Source organism: Achromobacter spanius (assembly GCF_002966795.1).
GTDB classification, from domain to species: domain Bacteria; phylum Pseudomonadota; class Gammaproteobacteria; order Burkholderiales; family Burkholderiaceae_B; genus Achromobacter; species Achromobacter spanius_D.
Genome location: NZ_CP023270.1, coordinates 5,651,498 through 5,668,506 on the forward strand (window position 1 = coordinate 5,651,498; position 17,009 = coordinate 5,668,506).

General features: G+C 64.4%; 17 protein-coding genes. 6 read left to right on the forward strand and 11 right to left on the reverse strand.

Features of this window, described 5'->3' with window-relative positions; all coding sequences use genetic code 11:
- Positions 1-120 precede the first annotated feature (120 nt).
- Together CLM73_RS25635 and CLM73_RS25640 are read right to left on the reverse strand one after the other, a co-directional pair.
- On the reverse strand, positions 121-1,362 hold the full coding sequence (locus CLM73_RS25635) for a FecR family protein (RefSeq protein ID WP_325048246.1): 1,242 nt from the start codon (positions 1,360-1,362) through the stop codon (positions 121-123).
- On the reverse strand, positions 1,359-1,856 hold the full coding sequence (locus CLM73_RS25640) for an RNA polymerase sigma factor (RefSeq protein ID WP_105240826.1): 498 nt from the start codon (positions 1,854-1,856) through the stop codon (positions 1,359-1,361). The genes CLM73_RS25635 and CLM73_RS25640 overlap by 4 nt, the downstream gene beginning before the upstream one ends.
- A 162-nt stretch (positions 1,857-2,018) precedes the next feature.
- Between CLM73_RS25640 and CLM73_RS25645 the strand changes: the two genes are divergently transcribed.
- A complete protein-coding gene (locus CLM73_RS25645) occupies positions 2,019-2,750 on the forward strand; it encodes an HAD family hydrolase (protein WP_234015747.1) in 732 nt (243 codons plus the stop codon).
- 31 nt (positions 2,751-2,781) lie between these two features.
- Here the strand turns inward: CLM73_RS25645 and CLM73_RS25650 are convergent, their stop codons facing one another.
- From CLM73_RS25650 to CLM73_RS25660, 3 genes are read right to left on the reverse strand one after another with little or no spacing between them, the layout of a single operon-like run.
- On the reverse strand, positions 2,782-2,994 hold the full coding sequence (locus CLM73_RS25650; RefSeq protein ID WP_105240828.1) for a hypothetical protein: 213 nt from the start codon (positions 2,992-2,994) through the stop codon (positions 2,782-2,784).
- On the reverse strand, positions 2,991-4,160 hold the full coding sequence (locus CLM73_RS25655) for a PepSY-associated TM helix domain-containing protein (protein ID WP_105240829.1): 1,170 nt from the start codon (positions 4,158-4,160) through the stop codon (positions 2,991-2,993). The genes CLM73_RS25650 and CLM73_RS25655 overlap by 4 nt, the downstream gene beginning before the upstream one ends.
- A gap of 10 nt (positions 4,161-4,170) precedes the next feature.
- Complete coding sequence (locus CLM73_RS25660; RefSeq protein ID WP_234015748.1) at positions 4,171-6,312, reverse strand: TonB-dependent receptor; 2,142 nt, start codon at positions 6,310-6,312, stop codon at positions 4,171-4,173.
- 621 nt (positions 6,313-6,933) lie between these two features.
- On the opposite strand from CLM73_RS25660, the gene CLM73_RS25665 reads away from it, so the two are divergent.
- From CLM73_RS25665 to CLM73_RS25675, 3 genes are all read left to right on the forward strand, one after another.
- Positions 6,934-8,118 (forward strand): S1 family peptidase, encoded by a 1,185-nt coding sequence (locus CLM73_RS25665; RefSeq protein WP_234015749.1) that lies wholly within the window; start codon positions 6,934-6,936, stop codon positions 8,116-8,118.
- A 76-nt stretch (positions 8,119-8,194) separates the two neighbouring features.
- Complete coding sequence (locus tag CLM73_RS25670) at positions 8,195-8,491, forward strand: hypothetical protein (RefSeq protein WP_105240832.1); 297 nt, start codon at positions 8,195-8,197, stop codon at positions 8,489-8,491.
- Between the two features lie 194 nt (positions 8,492-8,685).
- Positions 8,686-9,261 (forward strand): hypothetical protein, encoded by a 576-nt coding sequence (locus CLM73_RS25675; RefSeq protein ID WP_105240833.1) that lies wholly within the window; start codon positions 8,686-8,688, stop codon positions 9,259-9,261.
- A 14-nt stretch (positions 9,262-9,275) separates the two neighbouring features.
- On the opposite strand, the gene CLM73_RS25680 is transcribed toward CLM73_RS25675, so the two are convergent.
- From CLM73_RS25680 to CLM73_RS25690, 3 genes are all read right to left on the reverse strand, one after another.
- A complete protein-coding gene (locus CLM73_RS25680) occupies positions 9,276-9,965 on the reverse strand; it encodes a 4-carboxy-4-hydroxy-2-oxoadipate aldolase/oxaloacetate decarboxylase (RefSeq protein WP_105240834.1) in 690 nt (229 codons plus the stop codon).
- Positions 9,962-10,681 (reverse strand): PIG-L deacetylase family protein, encoded by a 720-nt coding sequence (locus CLM73_RS25685; RefSeq protein ID WP_105240835.1) that lies wholly within the window; start codon positions 10,679-10,681, stop codon positions 9,962-9,964. The genes CLM73_RS25680 and CLM73_RS25685 overlap by 4 nt, the downstream gene beginning before the upstream one ends.
- A gap of 67 nt (positions 10,682-10,748) precedes the next feature.
- Positions 10,749-11,753, reverse strand: coding sequence for a tripartite tricarboxylate transporter substrate binding protein (locus CLM73_RS25690; protein ID WP_105240836.1), 1,005 nt, complete (start codon positions 11,751-11,753; stop codon positions 10,749-10,751).
- A gap of 110 nt (positions 11,754-11,863) precedes the next feature.
- Here CLM73_RS25690 and CLM73_RS25695 point away from each other — a divergent pair, with 110 nt between their 5' ends.
- Together CLM73_RS25695 and CLM73_RS25700 are read left to right on the forward strand one after the other, a co-directional pair.
- Positions 11,864-12,757, forward strand: coding sequence for a LysR family transcriptional regulator (locus tag CLM73_RS25695; RefSeq protein WP_105240837.1), 894 nt, complete (start codon positions 11,864-11,866; stop codon positions 12,755-12,757).
- A 42-nt stretch (positions 12,758-12,799) separates the two neighbouring features.
- Complete coding sequence (locus CLM73_RS25700) at positions 12,800-13,645, forward strand: DMT family transporter (protein WP_105240838.1); 846 nt, start codon at positions 12,800-12,802, stop codon at positions 13,643-13,645.
- A gap of 118 nt (positions 13,646-13,763) precedes the next feature.
- On the opposite strand, the gene CLM73_RS25705 is transcribed toward CLM73_RS25700, so the two are convergent.
- The 3 genes from CLM73_RS25705 to CLM73_RS25715 are packed head-to-tail and all read right to left on the reverse strand — an operon-like array spanning position 13,764 to position 16,926.
- On the reverse strand, positions 13,764-14,309 hold the full coding sequence (locus CLM73_RS25705; RefSeq protein WP_105240839.1) for a GAF domain-containing protein: 546 nt from the start codon (positions 14,307-14,309) through the stop codon (positions 13,764-13,766).
- Entirely contained in the window at positions 14,306-15,661 is a 1,356-nt protein-coding gene (locus CLM73_RS25710; protein WP_105240840.1) for an MFS transporter, read from the reverse strand. The genes CLM73_RS25705 and CLM73_RS25710 overlap by 4 nt, the downstream gene beginning before the upstream one ends.
- Before the next feature lie 35 nt (positions 15,662-15,696).
- A complete protein-coding gene (locus CLM73_RS25715) occupies positions 15,697-16,926 on the reverse strand; it encodes a metal-dependent hydrolase family protein (protein WP_105240841.1) in 1,230 nt (409 codons plus the stop codon).
- Between the last annotated feature and the right edge of the window lie 83 nt (positions 16,927-17,009).

Genomic DNA, 17,009 nt, shown 5'->3' on the forward strand with positions numbered 1-17,009 from the left:
CTTTACGAATCGGGTAATGAATAAAAATAAATCTCACTACCCTTAAAGACGCACCAGCCCGCCGAAATCTACACCTCGTCGAACAAACTTTTTTCGGCCCGCAGGTGGGCCTTGCCGGACTTACGGCGCGCGGGCGATCTCTGTCTTGCCGCCGGCGCCTTTTATCAGCTTGACGGGAAGGATCTGTACGACCATCTGGGCAAACGCCTCGGGGCGTCCGATCTGGAAACTGCCGCCGATGGGCATTGCGGCCACGACGGGGTCGCTGATCGTCAGCCCGGTGGCGCCGTAGCGCTCCAGTTCCAGCAACGCATCGCTCAACGACGTGTTTTCGAAATGCACCAGGCCCTTGCGCCACGGCGCGATGCTGCCTGGCGCCACCTTGGAAACCTGCCCGATGGCGCCATCCGCCGACACGGTAAGCCCCTGGCCGGCCACCAGGTCGACTTCGGCCGTCGAACCATCAGGCTGCCGGCTGTGCGCGTCCGCCACCCGGACATGGCCTTTTTCCACCGCCACGTTGACGGTATTCGTATCCATGCCGTCAAGGCGATACCGTACCGAGAACCGCGTGCCCACCACGGTGACGCGTGCAGGTCCTGCCAACACCTGAAAAGGCTTCGCGCTGTCCGGCGCGACGGAAAACATGATCTGCCCCTCGGTGATGCGCACTTCGCGACGGTCGTGATACAGGGCGACTCGCGCCTGCGTTTCCGCGTCGAACGCCAATTCGGAGCCATCGGGCAACGTCACGGTCTGGCGTTGCCCACGCTCGATCACATAGCTGTGAGAGAAGGTGCGCTGGTCCCATTGATGCCAGCCTATGCCTGCCGTCAGAACGGCCGCGCAACAGAAGGCCAGCCAGGCCCGGCGCGGCCGAGGCGCGACGAACGAGGACAAAATGCTGGTCCACCCTTGCGCACGCTTGGGTCCGGCGCCCGGTTTCAGGATCGGTTCTGGCTGCACCATCCCGTCGCGGGATGCTGTCGAAGGGCCCGGGCGAACCCGCGCGGCGTCTTCTGCCGAGATCGCGCGCAGCGCCCCCACGCTGTGATCCAGGTCTTGATAGGCGGCGGCATGGTTGGGGCTCGCGGCCAACCACAGCCGGAATTCTTCCTGCTCGTCAGCGGTCAAGCCCTGTTCCCGGCGAGAGTGCCAATTCACGGCAGCCACATTCACGGGGTCTTGCTGGCGAAAGAACTCGTCAAGCTCGCGCATCTCCGCAGCCTCGTCGAACGAGGCTGAATCAGTGCGGGAGGATGTTGAAGAAAAACGGCTCATCTTATTGGTACAGACGCACGAGAGGGGGCAAAACCACACCTCGGCAAAAAAAGGGATGCCCCGAATATTGCCGGTTTTCATTCCTCATTGCGAAGCGCCTCCCGGCGGGCCATGCAGGCGAGTTTGCCGCGCTTGATGTATCGGTCCACCAGGCTCAGGGATACCCCCATGCGCTCGGCGATTTCCTTGTAGGGCAATTCGTCGAAAAGGTACATGGAATACGCCTCGCGGCATCGCGGGGGTAGCGCCTCAATGGTGTCGAGGTATGCCTGAACGGTCTGATACACGACGTATGCCTCTTCAGGTTGGAGGCACTGGGGAGCAACGGGGTGGTCCGCGTCGCTCAGGGCATCGATGTCGTCGTGCTGGCGAATGGCGGCACGGCGGTCCAAATCGATCTTGGCGTTCAGTGCCACCTGCCGGAGCAAGGCCGCAGGTTCCCGAATGACTCGCCCGGCCTGCTGCATGGACAACACGCGCGCATAACTTTCCTGCGCCAGGTCAGCGGCCGTTTCGCGGTCTCGCACCTTCCGCATGCAGAAGTTCAGCAGGTCTCCGTAGTAGCGGGCTAACACGGTTCAGTCATGGTCTTGAATAAACGACGTTACGCGTCGTGCGCATTTCGGCAAACTTCTGCGTCTGAATCGGTAGCGCAATAGCGGGCGGACGAACGGACAATTGAGAATTATATCGAATAAATGATAACAATTCTCATGTAAAAACGAACCAATGCGCCGTTGAAATGCGGCAAGATTTACCCGCTAGAATCCCAGCGCAACGAGGTCGGTTCTGATCACCGGCCGCACCGTGGATGGCGTCTTTGGCAAGCGGGAGGATCAATGGCAATCAAGGCCGCGGCATTCGACGTATTCGGAACCTTGGTCAACATAGAACGGCCGACCCGACCGTTTCGCAAGTTGGTCAGGCTGCTGCACGAGGCGGGCCGCCCGCGTCAGCGCGACGACGGCATTCGTGCGATGAGCAGCGCGATCGACCTGAGGCAAACCGCCAGTCTGTTTGGCGGAATGATCAGCGACGCAGACCTGAACGCGCTTGAAGACGAACTGCGCGTAGAGATCCAGTCGATCACGCTTTTCGCTGACGCCACGCCGACGCTGCTTGCATTGAGGCAGCGCGGTATCAAGGTCGCGCTTTGCTCGAACCTGGCCGCGCCGTATGGGCCGCCGGTGCTGGATCTGCTGCCCTTCCAACCGGACTTCTGCGCATGGTCGTATGAGGCCGGCGCCGTCAAACCGCAGGCCGAGATCTACCAATATCTTTGCGACGGCATTGCGTGCCAAGCCGATGAAGTCCTGATGATCGGCGACACCATCGAGGCCGACATGATCGGGCCTCGGCGATTTGGCATGCACGGTTATCACCTGGACCGGCACGCCGCGACAGCGGATTCCGCGGAGTCGGTGCGATCGCTGAGCGATGTGCTTACCCTGATGGCCGCGCGCCATTGAGCATAAGACGGCGGTGAGCAAGGCGGCGGCCCTACCCGCCCCGCCGCCGCCACGCCCACCAGACCGCCCCAATCGGCGCAAAGATCGCCAACCACGACACGCCGTCCCAAACGCCGTCGCCCAGCAGCGCCGACACCAGTCCAACCACCGACGCCACGCCAAGCCAGATCGGCACGCGGAACACAACGCCCGCCGACTGCAGATTCTCGGTTCGCGCGCCGTGCGCTTCACTCGTCTTGTTCATTGCGCGGCCCCTTGCCGATCACCCTGACGCAGGGCATTTGCGGTCTCGACGCCATCGTCCGCCTGCGGCTTCGTCGCCGTCGCGGCCTTGGGCTTGCGCAGCCACAAGTACAAGCCGCTGCCCAGCACCACGATCGCGAACAGATCCAGTACCGCCCACAGAATCTTCAACGGCAAACCGCCGTAATCCCCAAAATGCAGCGGCTGCGACAGGAACAGGGTCTTCACGTACCACGGCATATCGCGCGTGTCGGTCAGTTCCCCATTTGTCGCGTCCACCAGTGCGGGCTTGAGCAGCCGCGAGGTCACGGGCGTGTTGCCCTTCATGAAGAACGTGTAATGGTGCGGGCTGGAAAACATCGTCCCCGGAAACGCCACCAGGCTCACCGCCATGTCCGGGACCGCGGCGCGGGCCGTGCGAATGGAGGTTTCCAGATGCGCGGGCTGCGTGACGGGCGGCAGGCCGCGGAACGGTGCGGTCATTTCGGCCATCTGGTCCATCTGCCACAAGCTCAGCACGACGCGGTTCAAGGTGTTGATGCTTCCCGTAATGCCCACGACCAGCAGCCAGACGACGGTGACAATGCCCAGCAGGTTGTGCCAGTCCAGCCATTTGACGCGGGTGCTGCGCTGGGTGCGCAGCGCGCCGAACTTCAGGCGCCGCATGAAGGGGTAGTACAGCACCACGCCGGACACGATGGCGACCACCATCAACAGGCCCATCGCGCCCAGGAACAGCATGCCGGGCAGACCGGCAAACATATCCGTATGCAGCTTGAGCATGACGTACATGAAGCCTTCATCGGTGGCCGGCTCGTCCAGGACCTTGGCCGTGCGCGAGTCGATGACCACGGCGTTGTTTTCCTCGGGCGGCGCGTCGACGGCGCTGGCCATGGACACGTACGTAATGTCGGGATGCTCGTCCTGATCCCAGAACATGTAGCGGATGACTTCGCCCGGGCGGCGTTCCAGCGCGGTCTGGGCGATCTGGTCCATGCTGGCATTGGGCGTGCCGGCGGGCATGGGCGGCGCTTCGACCACGCCTGACAGGTGCTCGATCTCTTCGTGAAAGATCAGGGGCAACCCGGTCAGGCACAGCAGCAGCATGAAGACCGTGCAGACCAGACTGCTCCACTTGTGTATCCAGGACCAGGCTTGCGTGGACATCTTGGCCTCCTTAGAAGGCGATGCTGGTCGAGAGCGTGTAGGTACGCGGCGAGCCTACGAACAGATAACCGGCCGTGGCGGTGCCCCAGTAGTTCCGGTTGAACAGGTTCTCGACGTTGAAGCGGAAGGTGACGGGGGTGCCGCTGATCTTGGTCTCGTAGCGGGCGCCGGCGTCGACGCGGGTCCAGCTTGGCACCGACAGGGAATTGTCGGCGTTGGCGTACGTTCTGTCGGTGTAGATGACACGGCCCAGCACCGTCAAGCCCGGGACGAACGGGGTGTCCCACTCGGCGCCCAGGTTGAATTGCCAGTCGGGCACACCGATGGCCTTGTTGCCCTGCAGATCGGGCGTGGTGGCCTTGTTGATGACGGCGTCGATGTAGCTGATGCCGCCCAACAGGCGCACGCCCTTGGTGACTTCGCCGGCAAAGCTGGCTTCGACGCCGCGGTTGCGCTGTTCGCCGAACTCTCCGAAAGTGTTGCCCGAAATGCCGGAGCTGGGCCGCGTCAGCTCAAACAGCGCGACGGTGGCCAGCATGTCGTCGTTCAGGTTGTACTTGACGCCGATTTCCTTCTGCTTGGACTTGAACGGCGACAGCGTCTCGCCCGGGTTGGTGATGGCCGCGCTGGTGGGCGCGGTGTCGCCTTGCGACAGGCCTTCGACGTAGCTGGCGTAGACCGACAGGTCCGGCCGCACCTTGAAGACGACGCCGGCCAGCGGCGTGGTGGCGCTCTTGTCGTAGCGCGGGCCGCTGGGCTCGCCGTTCGCGAAGTTGTAGTTCTGCCCCTGCACGTTCTGGCGGCGCGCCCCCAGTGTCAGTTGCAGCCGGTCGTCCATGAAACCCAGCGTGTCGGCCAGCGCATAGCTGGTCAGCTTGACGCTCTGATAACGGTTCAGCGGGTTGCTGATACCGGAAATGGACGGCGTGTCGAAGACGTTGCCCGCGTAGATGTTGGAGTTGCCGGGCGGGAAGCCGGTGTTGAAGCCCAGGTCGGACTTCTGGTCCAGCAGCGTGTAGCTGAAGGCGACCTTGTGGCTCACGGGGCCGGTCTTGAAGTTGCTGCGCAGGCCGGCCTCGGTGGACTTGCTGTCCACCGTCATCCGCTGCCAGCCGCCGAAAAAGGAGTAATCGCCCTGCGAATTCTGCAGCACGGGGTTGGCGGCAAAGGCGTCCCAGTCCAGCTTGCGCTGGCCGTAGCCCGCGTAGGCAGTCAGGTAGTCCGTGATGTCGTATTCGATCTTGAAGACGCCGGCGGTATTGCGGCCGTCGCTCCAACCGAGGCCGGGATACGGATTCTTGTTGGCGGGCGCCTCGGGAATCGACGTCAGGTCCGCGCCAAGCTGAAACTGGCGCACGACATTATCGATGCGCTCCTTCTGCCAGATCAGGTCCAGGGACGAACGCAGTTTCTGACCGCGATAGTCCAGCGCAACCGAGCCCAGCGCTTCGCGCGTGGACTGGTCCTTGATCGGCGTGTCGCCATCACGCAGCATCCCATTCACGCGGATGCCGAATGCGTTGCCCTCGCCGAAGCGGCGGCCAACGTCGGCATGCACGCCAAAGACAGAATCCGACATGACCGAGCCGGTGAGACGGGTAATGGGTTCGTCGGTGGCTCGCTTGGGCACCAGGTTGACGACGCCGCCCACACTGCCGCCCGGCGTCATGCCAAACAGCGCGGCCGACGGTCCCTTGATGATCTCCACGCGTTCCAGGGTTTCGACCGGGGCGCGCCAGTACGGCGTCAGCCCGAACATGCCGTTGAACGCGAAATCCGCAGTCGGCACATTGAAACCGCGGATGGTGAGGTCTTCATTGATGTTGGAACGCGCACTGCTCATGCGCACGGACGGATCCATGGTGGCAACGTCGGCCACGGATCGCGCCTGCTCGTTCTCGATGGTCTGCGCGGTATAGCTGGTGACGCTGAAGGGCGTGTCCATGACGGACGTGTTGCCCAGGATGCCCATGCGGGCGCCGCCGCCGATCAGACCGCCGGCGATGGGCGCGGGCGCCTCGCCCAAGGCGACGGGTGCGCTGGTCACCGTGACGGTGGGCAGGACGGTGATCGCGGCGGGCGCGGGGGCCTGCGTCTGTGCCGCTACCGATGCGGCATACAGCGCGGCGCTTCCCGCCAATGCCTGTTTCACGGCCAGGGCGACGCCCTTCAGCCTGCCTTGACAGCCTTTCGATGCTTTGCCCACAGTCCCTTCCCCACGCGTTTTGTTATACAAAACGCGCATGATAAGCATTCTTATTCGATATCGCTATGGGGTTTGTCTGGATGTGGCGCGGGCGCATCAATGTTGCGGCATCCGGATCTCATCCGCCACCGGCAATCGCTTGATGTCCATACCAAAAGTTGTCCATACCAAAGCGCGCGGCGCCGTCAAATAATGGCCGCATCACCGCCCAAAAGGCCTAGTCCGCCGCCAGATCCCGCGGCTTGAAATGCCTGGCAGCCCGCGCATCGGGCGGACTGCCGCGCGTTTCCCCCTTCCTGCGGAACGCGCCGCGGCCGATAGCCGGCGCGCTGCCGCAGCACACGCCGGCGGCGCTGCGTCCAGCCCTGCCGCCACAACTCGGGCCCTTCCCCCGACATCCTTTTCCAGACCCCGATCCGCAGACCGCCAACCGCACGCGCGCTTGCGGACGGGGCTGCTTTTGTCCGGCCAGACCGGTCACTCATCACAAGGAGCCATCGACAGAGCATTTAGTGGCAATCACACGGTTCTAGCTAACGCTTATCCAATCAGTTGGAGGACACTGTCATGTCAGGAAAGAACAACAACACCCCACGGGTGGACAACCCGGGCGAAGAAGACCAAGGCGGGCCGGCTACCGGCAAATCCGCTTCCGGGGCGCCCGAGAACCCGGACTCTGACGCCGCCGGGCTCGAAGCGCTGAGCCAAGAGGCGGAACAACAAGCCGTTTTTGCCGAAGCAGGGGTATCCAACGACCTGCTGGCACTGCGCGACGCGATCGAGGCGCAGTTGATGACCGCGTCCGGCGAATTCCGGACGCTTTCGGATGGTGGCGCTTCCGATGGCATCGTCGGGGTCGGCATAGGGTTGCCGGACCCCACCAATGTCACATTCGGCCCGGGCGGCCCCGGCGAGCCCGTACTGACGATCTTCACCGAGAGCGCCATGCCGCAGGAGACGGTGCTTGGCCAGGTGGCGCAGGCGGCGGGCACACGCGCGCTGTCGAGCGTCCCGGTGCAGCAGGTGCCGGTGGGCGTGGTGGATGCGTATTCGCATCGCGCACGGCACCGGCCCGCGCCTGCCGGCGTGTCGGTTGGTCACGTCAATGTCACGGCAGGTACGCTCGGAAGCCGGGCGATCGGACTGACGGCGCCGTGGAACAATCGCCATCTGATCCTCAGCAACAACCATGTGCTGGCAAATTCCAACGTCGCCAGCGTGAACGACAGCATCATCCAGCCGGGCGCAGCGGACGGTGGCCGGCATCCGGGTGATCAGATCGCGGTGCTGGCGCGTTGGGTTCCCATCGCGTTTGGCGGGGCGGCGAATTTTGTGGACGCCGCGTTCGGCTGGGCGTGGCACGACCGCATCCGTGGCGAGCAATATTATTTATCCGGCGGCAGCGCCGCGTATTACAAAACGGGCACGGCGCCGCTTGCCGCGTCGCTTGGTCTGATCGTCGGCAAAAGCGGCCGCACCACCGGCCTGACCCAAGGCCGCGTGACACAGATTGGCGTGTCGGTTAACGTCAATTACGGCGGCGGCCGCGTCGCGCTGTTCCGTAATCAGATTGCCATTCAATCGGTCAACGCCAATCCGTTCTCGGCGGGCGGCGATTCCGGTTCGCTGATCTGGCATTGGGCCTCGGGCGTGCGGCCAGTCGCCCTGCTGTTTGCGGGCGGCGGCGGCACAACGTTTGCCAATCCGATTGCGTCCGTGCTCTCCGCACTGAATATCAGGCTATTGCCCTGATTGACGTTCCGGCCGCCCTGCCCTCATCGGGGCGGCCGCTTATCAAGCCTTATCCGAAGCACGAGGAGTTGGAGCCATGAGCGACACCAGAAAACCAGGACCTGACTTCTCCGGCGCCGGCCCAGTCGATTACAGCCCGGCCGCAACGCAGCCGGCGGGCGCGGTTGGGCAAACCCTGGCCAGCGAAGAGGCGCGGCTGCTCGCCACGCCGGGCGTCGTCTCCGTGGGCATTACCACGGGACGCCCGGGCGAAGAAGCCCTGGCCGTCGGGGTTACAGACGCCAACGTCGCGGCGCGCCTGCCCCGGGAAATCAATGGCGTTCCCTTGGTGATTACGGTGACCGGGCCGGTGGACGCGCAGGGCAAGCGCTGACGCCCATCCGGTGAAGCTGCTCGCGATTTCCCTTCTCGCCGTATGATCCACACCGTTGCGCGATCTGGGCGCCCGGATGGCGCGACGATGTGAATCCCCTTTGCGATGTCACCAAGACACCCAGGCAAGGGCGTGTTCGACAGGCGCAGGTATTTAACGGATTAGTAAGAATGAGAGCAATTGCCGCGCTGTTCATGGCTGGCATTCTGGGCGGCTGCGCGTTTCCTCAAGGTCAGCGCATCAACCAGCAGAAAGTTGATTCCGATAACGTCGAGGCCTTTTGCGCCAATGCGTGGGCCGATACCCGGCTGGATCCCCTGAGGTCGAAGCTGCCGGCGAAGGCGACCGACGCGACACTGGCGCAGTTGGCGGATCCGAGCCTGGCCACCCCCGCGCAACAGCAGGCGATCAACGATTTCGATCCGGTCATGGCGCAGTGCTTCGAGATGCGTCAAGCATATCTGAAGCGCTATTCGCCTGGCAGCGTCGTCGCCACGTTCGACATCCTGAAAGCCGACAGCAAAGCGCTCCGGGCGCAGCTCTGGGCAAAGAAGATCACCTTCGGCGAATACAACACGAAAGCCGCAAAGCTGCTGGCCGAGTCGCAGAAGACCATGCAGACGGAACTGGAGAAGGCCCAGCAAATCGCCGCGCAGCAGCAGGCGCAGCGCGATCAGAACATGATGCTGATGATGCCTTACATGGCCCCGCGGCCCACCATCACGGACTGCCATCGGTATGGAAATTCGGTGAACTGCATCACCAGGTAAGGCGCCCCCGCCGCCTACGCACCCGGGCTGCCGTCCACGTACACCAGCCCCGCGGCGGCCAGCTTTTCCCGCATGCCGTAGATATCCAGCCCCAGCTCCCCGGCGGCCAACCGCTTGCGCTTGGCCATCTCGTTGACCAACCGCGCATCGCAGGCGTCCGCCACTTGCACCGCGCGCTCGCGCGGCACGATGCACACGCCGTCATCGTCGGCAATGACGACGTCTCCGGGCTGCACGAGCGCCCCTGCGCACACGACTGGCACGTTCACAGACCCTGGCGTCGCCTTGACCGTGCCTTTGGCGGAGATGCACTTTGACCACACCGGAAACTGCATGTCCTTCAGCGCCGCGACATCGCGACAGCCTGCGTCGATCACCAGCCCCTGCACGCCGCGTGCGCGCATCGACGTGGCGAGCAGCTCTCCGAACATCCCGTCCTCACTCGACGACGCGCAGGCTACAACGACGATATCCCCCGGACGGCAGAGTTCGATCGCAACGTGCAGCATCCAGTTGTCGCCCGGCTGCGCCAGCACCGTGACGGCGCTGCCTGCGATGGATGCGCCGGCGTATACGGGCCGCAGGTAGGGTTGCAGCAGGCCAGTGCGCTGCTGCGCTTCGTGTGCGGTGGCGACGCCGGCAGACGCCAGGCGTGCGATGACCGTGCTGTCGGCGCGGTCGATGTTCCTGACGGCGATGCTCATGCCAGCTCGCCGGTGACTTGCGGGAACACGCGCTGGTAGCCTTCTGCGTACTTGATCTTCAGGTTCGAGTTGCGCGATGCCTGCACGCCGCGCTGCAAGGCGACGCGGGTGTAGTACTCCCACAGGTGTTCCTGCGCGGCCATGGTTTCGAAGGCGCGGCGCTTCTGGTCCCAGACCTCGGAGATATCCAGCAGCACTTCCGGCTTCCACTCACACTGCTCGGGCTGATGCGGCTCGAACAGAAACACGGGCGGCGCGCCCAGCACCGCCTGCTCGGGATGATGCCCGTGCGCCTGCGCAATCACGCGGGCTTCCTGTGCGACGTGCGTGGCAAGCGGATGATCGAAGTTGTAGGGGTCCTTCTGCGAATGCGTCAGCACGAATTCCGGCTGCAGTTCGCGGTAGACGTCCACCAGTTCAAAAAGCGCCTCGTCGGACACGCGCAGCGGATAATCGCCGCAGTCCATGAACCGGATGTCCGCGCCCAGGATGTCGGCAGCCAGACGCGCTTCGTCGCGGCGGTCGGCCTTGACCCGCTCCAGCGTCATGCCCGGCTGCTTCCACAGCTTGGCGGATTCGCCGCGCTCGCCGAACGACAGGCAGACCACGGTCATTTTCCAGCCGCGCTTGGCGTACAGGGCGATAGCGCCGCCCGCGCGCCACACGAAGTCTGCTGAGTGCGCGCTGACCACCAGCCCGTTCTTTTGCCGATCCATTTCAATTCCTCTATGCATGATTGCCGGCCGGACCCGCCCACGCGGCCCGGTGCCGGCGCGAACGCGGTCAATCAGCCTTGATGCCCGCGTCCTTGATGACCTTGGTCCACTTGGTGGTTTCCGCCGCGACGAACTGGCCGAACTGCTTGTCCGTGCCGGGCGTGACAACCGCGCCCATCTCGCCGAAGCGCTGCTTCACGGCCGGGTCCTTCAATGCGGATTGCAGCGCGGCGTTCAGCTTTTCCGTGACCTCGGGCGGCAAATCCTTGGGGCCGATCAAGCCCCACCACACTGTGGCCATCGCGCCCGGCAGGCCTTGCGACACCACCGTGGGCACCTCGGGCAGCATGCTTGCCGGCTCGTCGTCCAGCACGGCCAATGCGCGCAGTTTGCCCGCCTTCACGTGCGAGACGACTTCCAGCGGGTTGATGGACATAAAGGAAATCCGCTGCCCCAATAGGTCTGTGACTGCGGGCGAGCCGCCCTTGTACGGCACATGCAGCGCCTTCATGCCGCTCTCGCGCTTGAGCAGTTCGCTGGCCAGGTGGCCGGAGCTGCCGTTGCCGGCCGACGCGTAGGTCAGCTTGTCGGGATGTGCGCGTCCGTAGTCCGTCAGGTCCTTTAACGTCTTGAACGACGACTCGACCGGGACCACCACGGCCAGCGGCGCATATCCGATGGCGCCCACCGGAGTGAAGTCGTGCGCGGGATCGAAGGTCAGCTTGGAGAACAGCGCGCCATTCGCGGCCAGCGTGTTCGACGCGGTCAGCAGCGTGTAACCGTCCGCCGGCGCGCGCGCCACGGTGTCCATGCCGATATTGGTGGCAGCCCCGGGCCGGTTTTCGACGATGATCGTCTGCTTCAGCGCATCACCCATTTTCTGGCTGACGAGGCGGGTGACGATATCCACGCCACCGCCGGCGGCATACGGCACCACGATGCGGATCGGCTTGTCGGGATAGTTGGTCTGCGCGGCAGCCGGCAGCGGTGCCAGCATGGCGCCGATCAGTGCGCCCACGCCTGCGGCGGCGGCAAACGTGCGGCGGGCCCGGACGGGCTTGAAAGCCTTCATGGTTGTCTCCTGTGTCGTTATGCGTGTTGGTATGGCCGAATGATGCGCGGCGTACACTCATATCGTCCAATACCGTTTTTCAAGCCCATCTATTTGCTTTCCAAATAAATATGGATTTCCGCCAACTGCGTTACTTCGTCGCCGTCGCCGAGGAACTGAGCTTCAGCCAGGCCGCGCGCCGGCTGCACGTCAGCCAGCCGCCGCTCAGCCTGCAGATCAAGGCGCTGGAAGAAGAACTCGGGGCGCCGCTCCTGACACGCACGAGCCGCAGCGTGGAACTGACGCAGGCGGGTGCGCTGTTTCTGGACCAGGCGCGCCGCGCGCTGTCCCACCTGGAACGCGCCGGCGAAGTCGTGCGCCAGTCGGCGCTGGGAGAGACCGGCGAGATCCGCGTGGCGTTCACCGCGTCGGTGCCGATGTTCGACGCCTTTCCCCGCATCGTGCATGCCTTTCGCACGGACTTCCCCGGCGTGGGCGTGGACCTGAGCCATCAGTCGACGGGCCAGCAGTTGCGCGCGCTGGCGTCCAAGGACATCGACGTGGGATTTCTGCGGCCGTCCATTCTGTTCGTGCCGCCGCCCAATATCGCCACGCTGCCGCTGTGGAGCGACCGGCTGATGGCTGCCCTGCCCCAATCGCATCCGCTGGCGCGCCGCAACAAGCCGCTTTCGATGACGGACCTGGCGGACGAATCATTCATCCTGTTCCCGCGCGGGCTGGGCTGCGGCCTGTTCGATCACGTAAGCGTACTGGCCAACCGGGCGGGCTTCGCCCCGCAGGTGGGCCAGGAGGCGCGCGAAGGCGCAACCATCATCGGTCTGGTCGCAGCGGGGATGGGCATTTCGATCCTGCCCGATACCTACATGAAAACGGGCATTCCCGGCGTGGCCTATCGCGAACTGGATACGCCGGATGCCCAAAGCCAGGTCCTGCTGGCGTATCGTTCGGAAGACGGCTCTCCGCTCGTGCAGCGGTTCCGCGAGACCGCCCGGGCCACGCAGTAATCGGCGCAAGGCGGATCCGCAGCGGTCATTGACAGGCCCGCCATGACCTTCCGCCTCTTCGCGCTTACTCTTTTCGCCATGCTGGCCTTCGCCGGCAACTCACTGCTTTGCCGGGTTGCGCTCAAGCAGACGGCTATCGACCCTACGACTTTCGTCGCCATCCGCATCTTGTCGGGCGCGTTGATGCTGTGGCTGGTGCTGGCGCTGCGCCGGCAATCAACGCGTCTGGAGGGAACATGGGCGGGCGCGCTGGCGTTGCTGGCCTATGCGATGGCGTTCTCATATGCCTACACGCACATTCCGGCGGGCACGGGCGCGTTGCTGTTGTTTGGCGCGATTCAGATCAGCATGATCCTGTACGGCCTGGCGATCGGCGAGCGGTTGTCGCCGCTGCAATGCGCGGGCATGGCGTTGGCGGTGAGCGGGCTGGTGGCGTTGATGCTGCCCAGCGCGGATGCGCCGCCGGTGTTCTACGTGTTCCTGATGATCCCGTCCGGCGTGGCATGGAGCATCTATTCCCTGCTGGGCCGAGGTGCGAAGAATCCGGCCGCCGCGACGGCCGGGAACTTCATCCGAGCGGCGCCCGTCGCGCTGGCGTTGCTGCTGGCGCAGTTCGTCGCGTCACACGTCCGGATCGACGCCGCCGGCGCGGGCTACGCAGTGGCGTCGGGCGCGGTGACCTCGGGGCTCGGCTACATCCTCTGGTACGCGGCGCTGAAACAACTGAACGTGACGCGCGCCGCCACCGTGCAGCTCAGCGTGCCGGTGCTGGCGGCGCTGGGCGGGACGCTGCTTCTGGATGAGCCGTTGACGGCGTTGCTGGTCGCGGCGTCGGCGCTGGTGCTGGCGGGCGTGTCGCTGGTGATCGCGGCAAAGCGGCGGGTTTAAGTCCGGGCACAAAAAAAACGGACCGCCCATCCAGGCGATCCGTAAAAAACACGAGCCACTCCGGCAAGCGGCCCGCAAACCCAGTCCCGCACCGGGACGGATACTCACATTCAGAACATCACACGCTATCGAGCGCAGCCCGGTCCACGCTTGCCGCCGCCGCTGCCGCGTCCTTCATCTCTTCGATGAACACGGGTGCGCACAGCCCGGCAACAACCGCCGCAAGATCCGGGTCGATGTCGTCATAGGCATGGCGCCCGGCCAGCATGTTCAGCGAACCGATCACGCGCCCCTCATGCCGCACCGGAATGTTGAACGCCGACTGCAGCCCGCGCTCGATCAGCATCGGGGCCTCGGAGAACACCGTGCGCACGTCGTCTTCGTTGCTGGCGACATACAAGCGCCCTTCTTCCAGCACCAGCCGGGACCACGGGCCGTTGCCGGTGGCCTTGAAGCCGCCCAGCGGGCTGATGCTCTCGTCCGAGGTATGCAGACGCTTCATCAGCCGGTGATCCTGCAGGTACAGCAGCGCGGTGAACAGCTTGTGGCCAAAGCAGGCGTGAAGCAGGTTGGAGATCACGCCCCACTGCGCCTGCCGGTCCGCGGCCAGCGCCAAATCGCGCGCGTGGCCGGCCAGCGGCCGGAATGCGGATGCCTTCGTCATGCGTTGATCTCCTCAAGCACGACGCCACGCGTGTTCTTGCCGTAGAACAGGATGCCCAGGCCGCCGACCAGCAGGATGGCGGTCATCATGGCGAACACGCCGGCAAAGCCCAGGACCGGGTACGCCACGCCGACGATGGTCGGCGATGCGATGGAGCCGATGCGGGCGAATGCAGAGGCCGCGCCCATGCCGGTCGCACGGATCGAGGTGGGATAGATTTCGGCGGTGTACGTGTACTGGCCGGCGATCACGCCGTTCATGCCGAAGGACAGCAGCATGCTCAGCATGATGATCTGTTGCTCGCCGCTGGCCAGCGCCAGGCCCAGCGCGGACAGGCACGACAGCAGCATGTAGGCCAGGATGGTGTACTTGCGGCCGATCTTGTCGTTGAAGTACGCGGCCGAGAAGTAGCCGGGGATCTGCGACAGGTAGATCAGGATGGTGTACGAGAAACTCTTGGTGATGGTGAAGCCGCGCTCAACCAGCAGGCTGGGGATCCACACCAGGAAGGCGTAGTAGCAGAACAGCACGGTGATCCAGAACACCCACACCAGCATGGTCGTGCCCAGGTACTCCTGCGAAAACAGCGACGCCAGCTTGGCCATCGCCGTCTGCTGCGGCGCGCTGGTGGCCGTGGCGTTGCGCGTGGCAACGGGCGTGGGCAGCTGGCGGCCGGTGCTTTTCAGGACTTCGGCTTCGATGGCTTCGCAGATGCGGTTGGCCTCGGCGGTCTGGCCGGTGTGTTCAAGCCAGCGCGGCGATTCGAACAACGACTTGCGCCACCACAGCAGGAACACGACGGGAACAGAAGCGATGATCATGATCCAGCGCCAGCCGTCGTCGCTCATCGGCACGATGAAGTAGCCCAAGAGCGCCGACATCACGAAGCCGAACGAGAAGAAGCCCGCCAGCGCGCCGGTGAAGCGGCCGCGATACTTGCTGCTGACGAATTCGGCCAGGTACGGCGCGATGATGGCGCCTTCAGCGCCCATGCCGATGCCGGCGATCATGCGCAGGATGTAGAACTCGTGATAGTTGCGCGCAAACGCGTTGAAGAACGTGGCCACGCAGAACAGCAGCAGCGCCCACATCATGATCTTCTTGCGGCCGTAGCGGTCGCCCAGGATGCCGGAGAACAGCGCGCCGACCAGGAAGCCGACATAGGTGCTGCTGGCGATCCAGCCGATCTGGCCGGTGGTCAGGCCCCACTGCGTGCGCAGCGAGGGGATGATGAAGGCGATGATGCCGGCGTCCAGCGCTTCGAAGGCGAGCCCGAGGCCGCCGATCATCAGCAGCCGGAAATGAAAGCTGCTGAAGGGCAACCGCTCCAGGCGGTCGGATACGGAAAACATGGTGGGGAAATTCCGGAGTAAGGAAGAGGGGAACGTCAGCAGGCGTTCTTGTGCAGCAGGCCGCGGTTCATGATCAGCTTGATCGAATCGGGCTTGGTGAGCAGTTCGATATCGTCCAGCGGATTGCCGTCGATCAGCAGCAGGTCGGCGTAGGCGCCTTCGCACACTTCACCGAGCAGGCCTTCCTGATTCAGGATCTCGGCGCCGATCAGCGTGGCCTGCTGGATGACCTTGGCATTGCCCAGCACGCGGCTGCGCAGCACCAGTTCGTCGGACTGCATGTAGTGGGTTTCGCCCAGCAGGTCGCTGCCGTAGCCCATCTTCACGCCGACTTCGTCCAGGATCTCCAGCGCGGCCAGGCCCTGCGTGCGCACGGTGGCGATCTTCTTGACCGAGTCCAGCGGCAGGCCGTAGCGCTCGCCATCGTTGGCCAGGCCTTCGTACGTGATCAGCGTGGGCACCATGTAGGCGCCGTGTTCCTTCATGACCTGCGCGGCTTCGTGGTCGACGAGGTTGCCGTGCTCGATGGTGCGCACGCCGCAGCGCACGGCGCGCGTGATGGCGCGCGGCGTGTAGGCGTGGGCCATCACGTAGGTGTTGGCGTTGCTGGCCTCTTCGACGATGGCGATCAGCTCGGCTTCGGAGAAGCCCAGGTTCTGGATGGGATCGTTGGGCGATGCCACGCCGCCGGACGCCATGACTTTGATCTGCGTGGCGCCCTTGAGGATTTCCTCGCGCACGGCCAGGCGGCAGTTGTCCACGCCGTCGACCACGCGGCCGATATTGCCGATCTTGACCGAGCACGGGCAAGGATCCAGTTCATCGTTGCGCGGGCGGAAGTCGCCGTGGCCGCCGGTCTGCGACAGGGCCTTGCCCGAGCAGAAGAGACGCGGGCCGTCGACGGTGCCGTCCAGCACGGCCTGCGCCAGCGCCCAGTCGGCGCCACCGGCGTCACGCACCGAGGTGAAGCCGCGGTCCAGCATGCCCTGCATGATGGGCAACGCGCGCAGCAGCGCCAGCGCGTTGGGCAGGGCCGCGACGCGGCCCAGGTTGAACGACGACGCCACCACGTGCACGTGGCAGTCGATCATGCCGGGCATCAAGGTCATGCCCTTGGCGTCCACCACCTGCGCATCCGCCGGCGCCGTTGCGTCGGCGCCGATGCGGGTGATGACCCCGTCCTCGACCAGCACGGTCGAAGCGGCTTCGAGGGCCAAGGTTCGGGTATTGAGGATCCTGCAATTCTTGATGACAACCGGATTCATAAATCGACCACGTAAACAGTTCAAAACGCCGGGAAATCACGGCATGCCGAACTCTACCGGTACAATTCGGGGGTCCGATACCG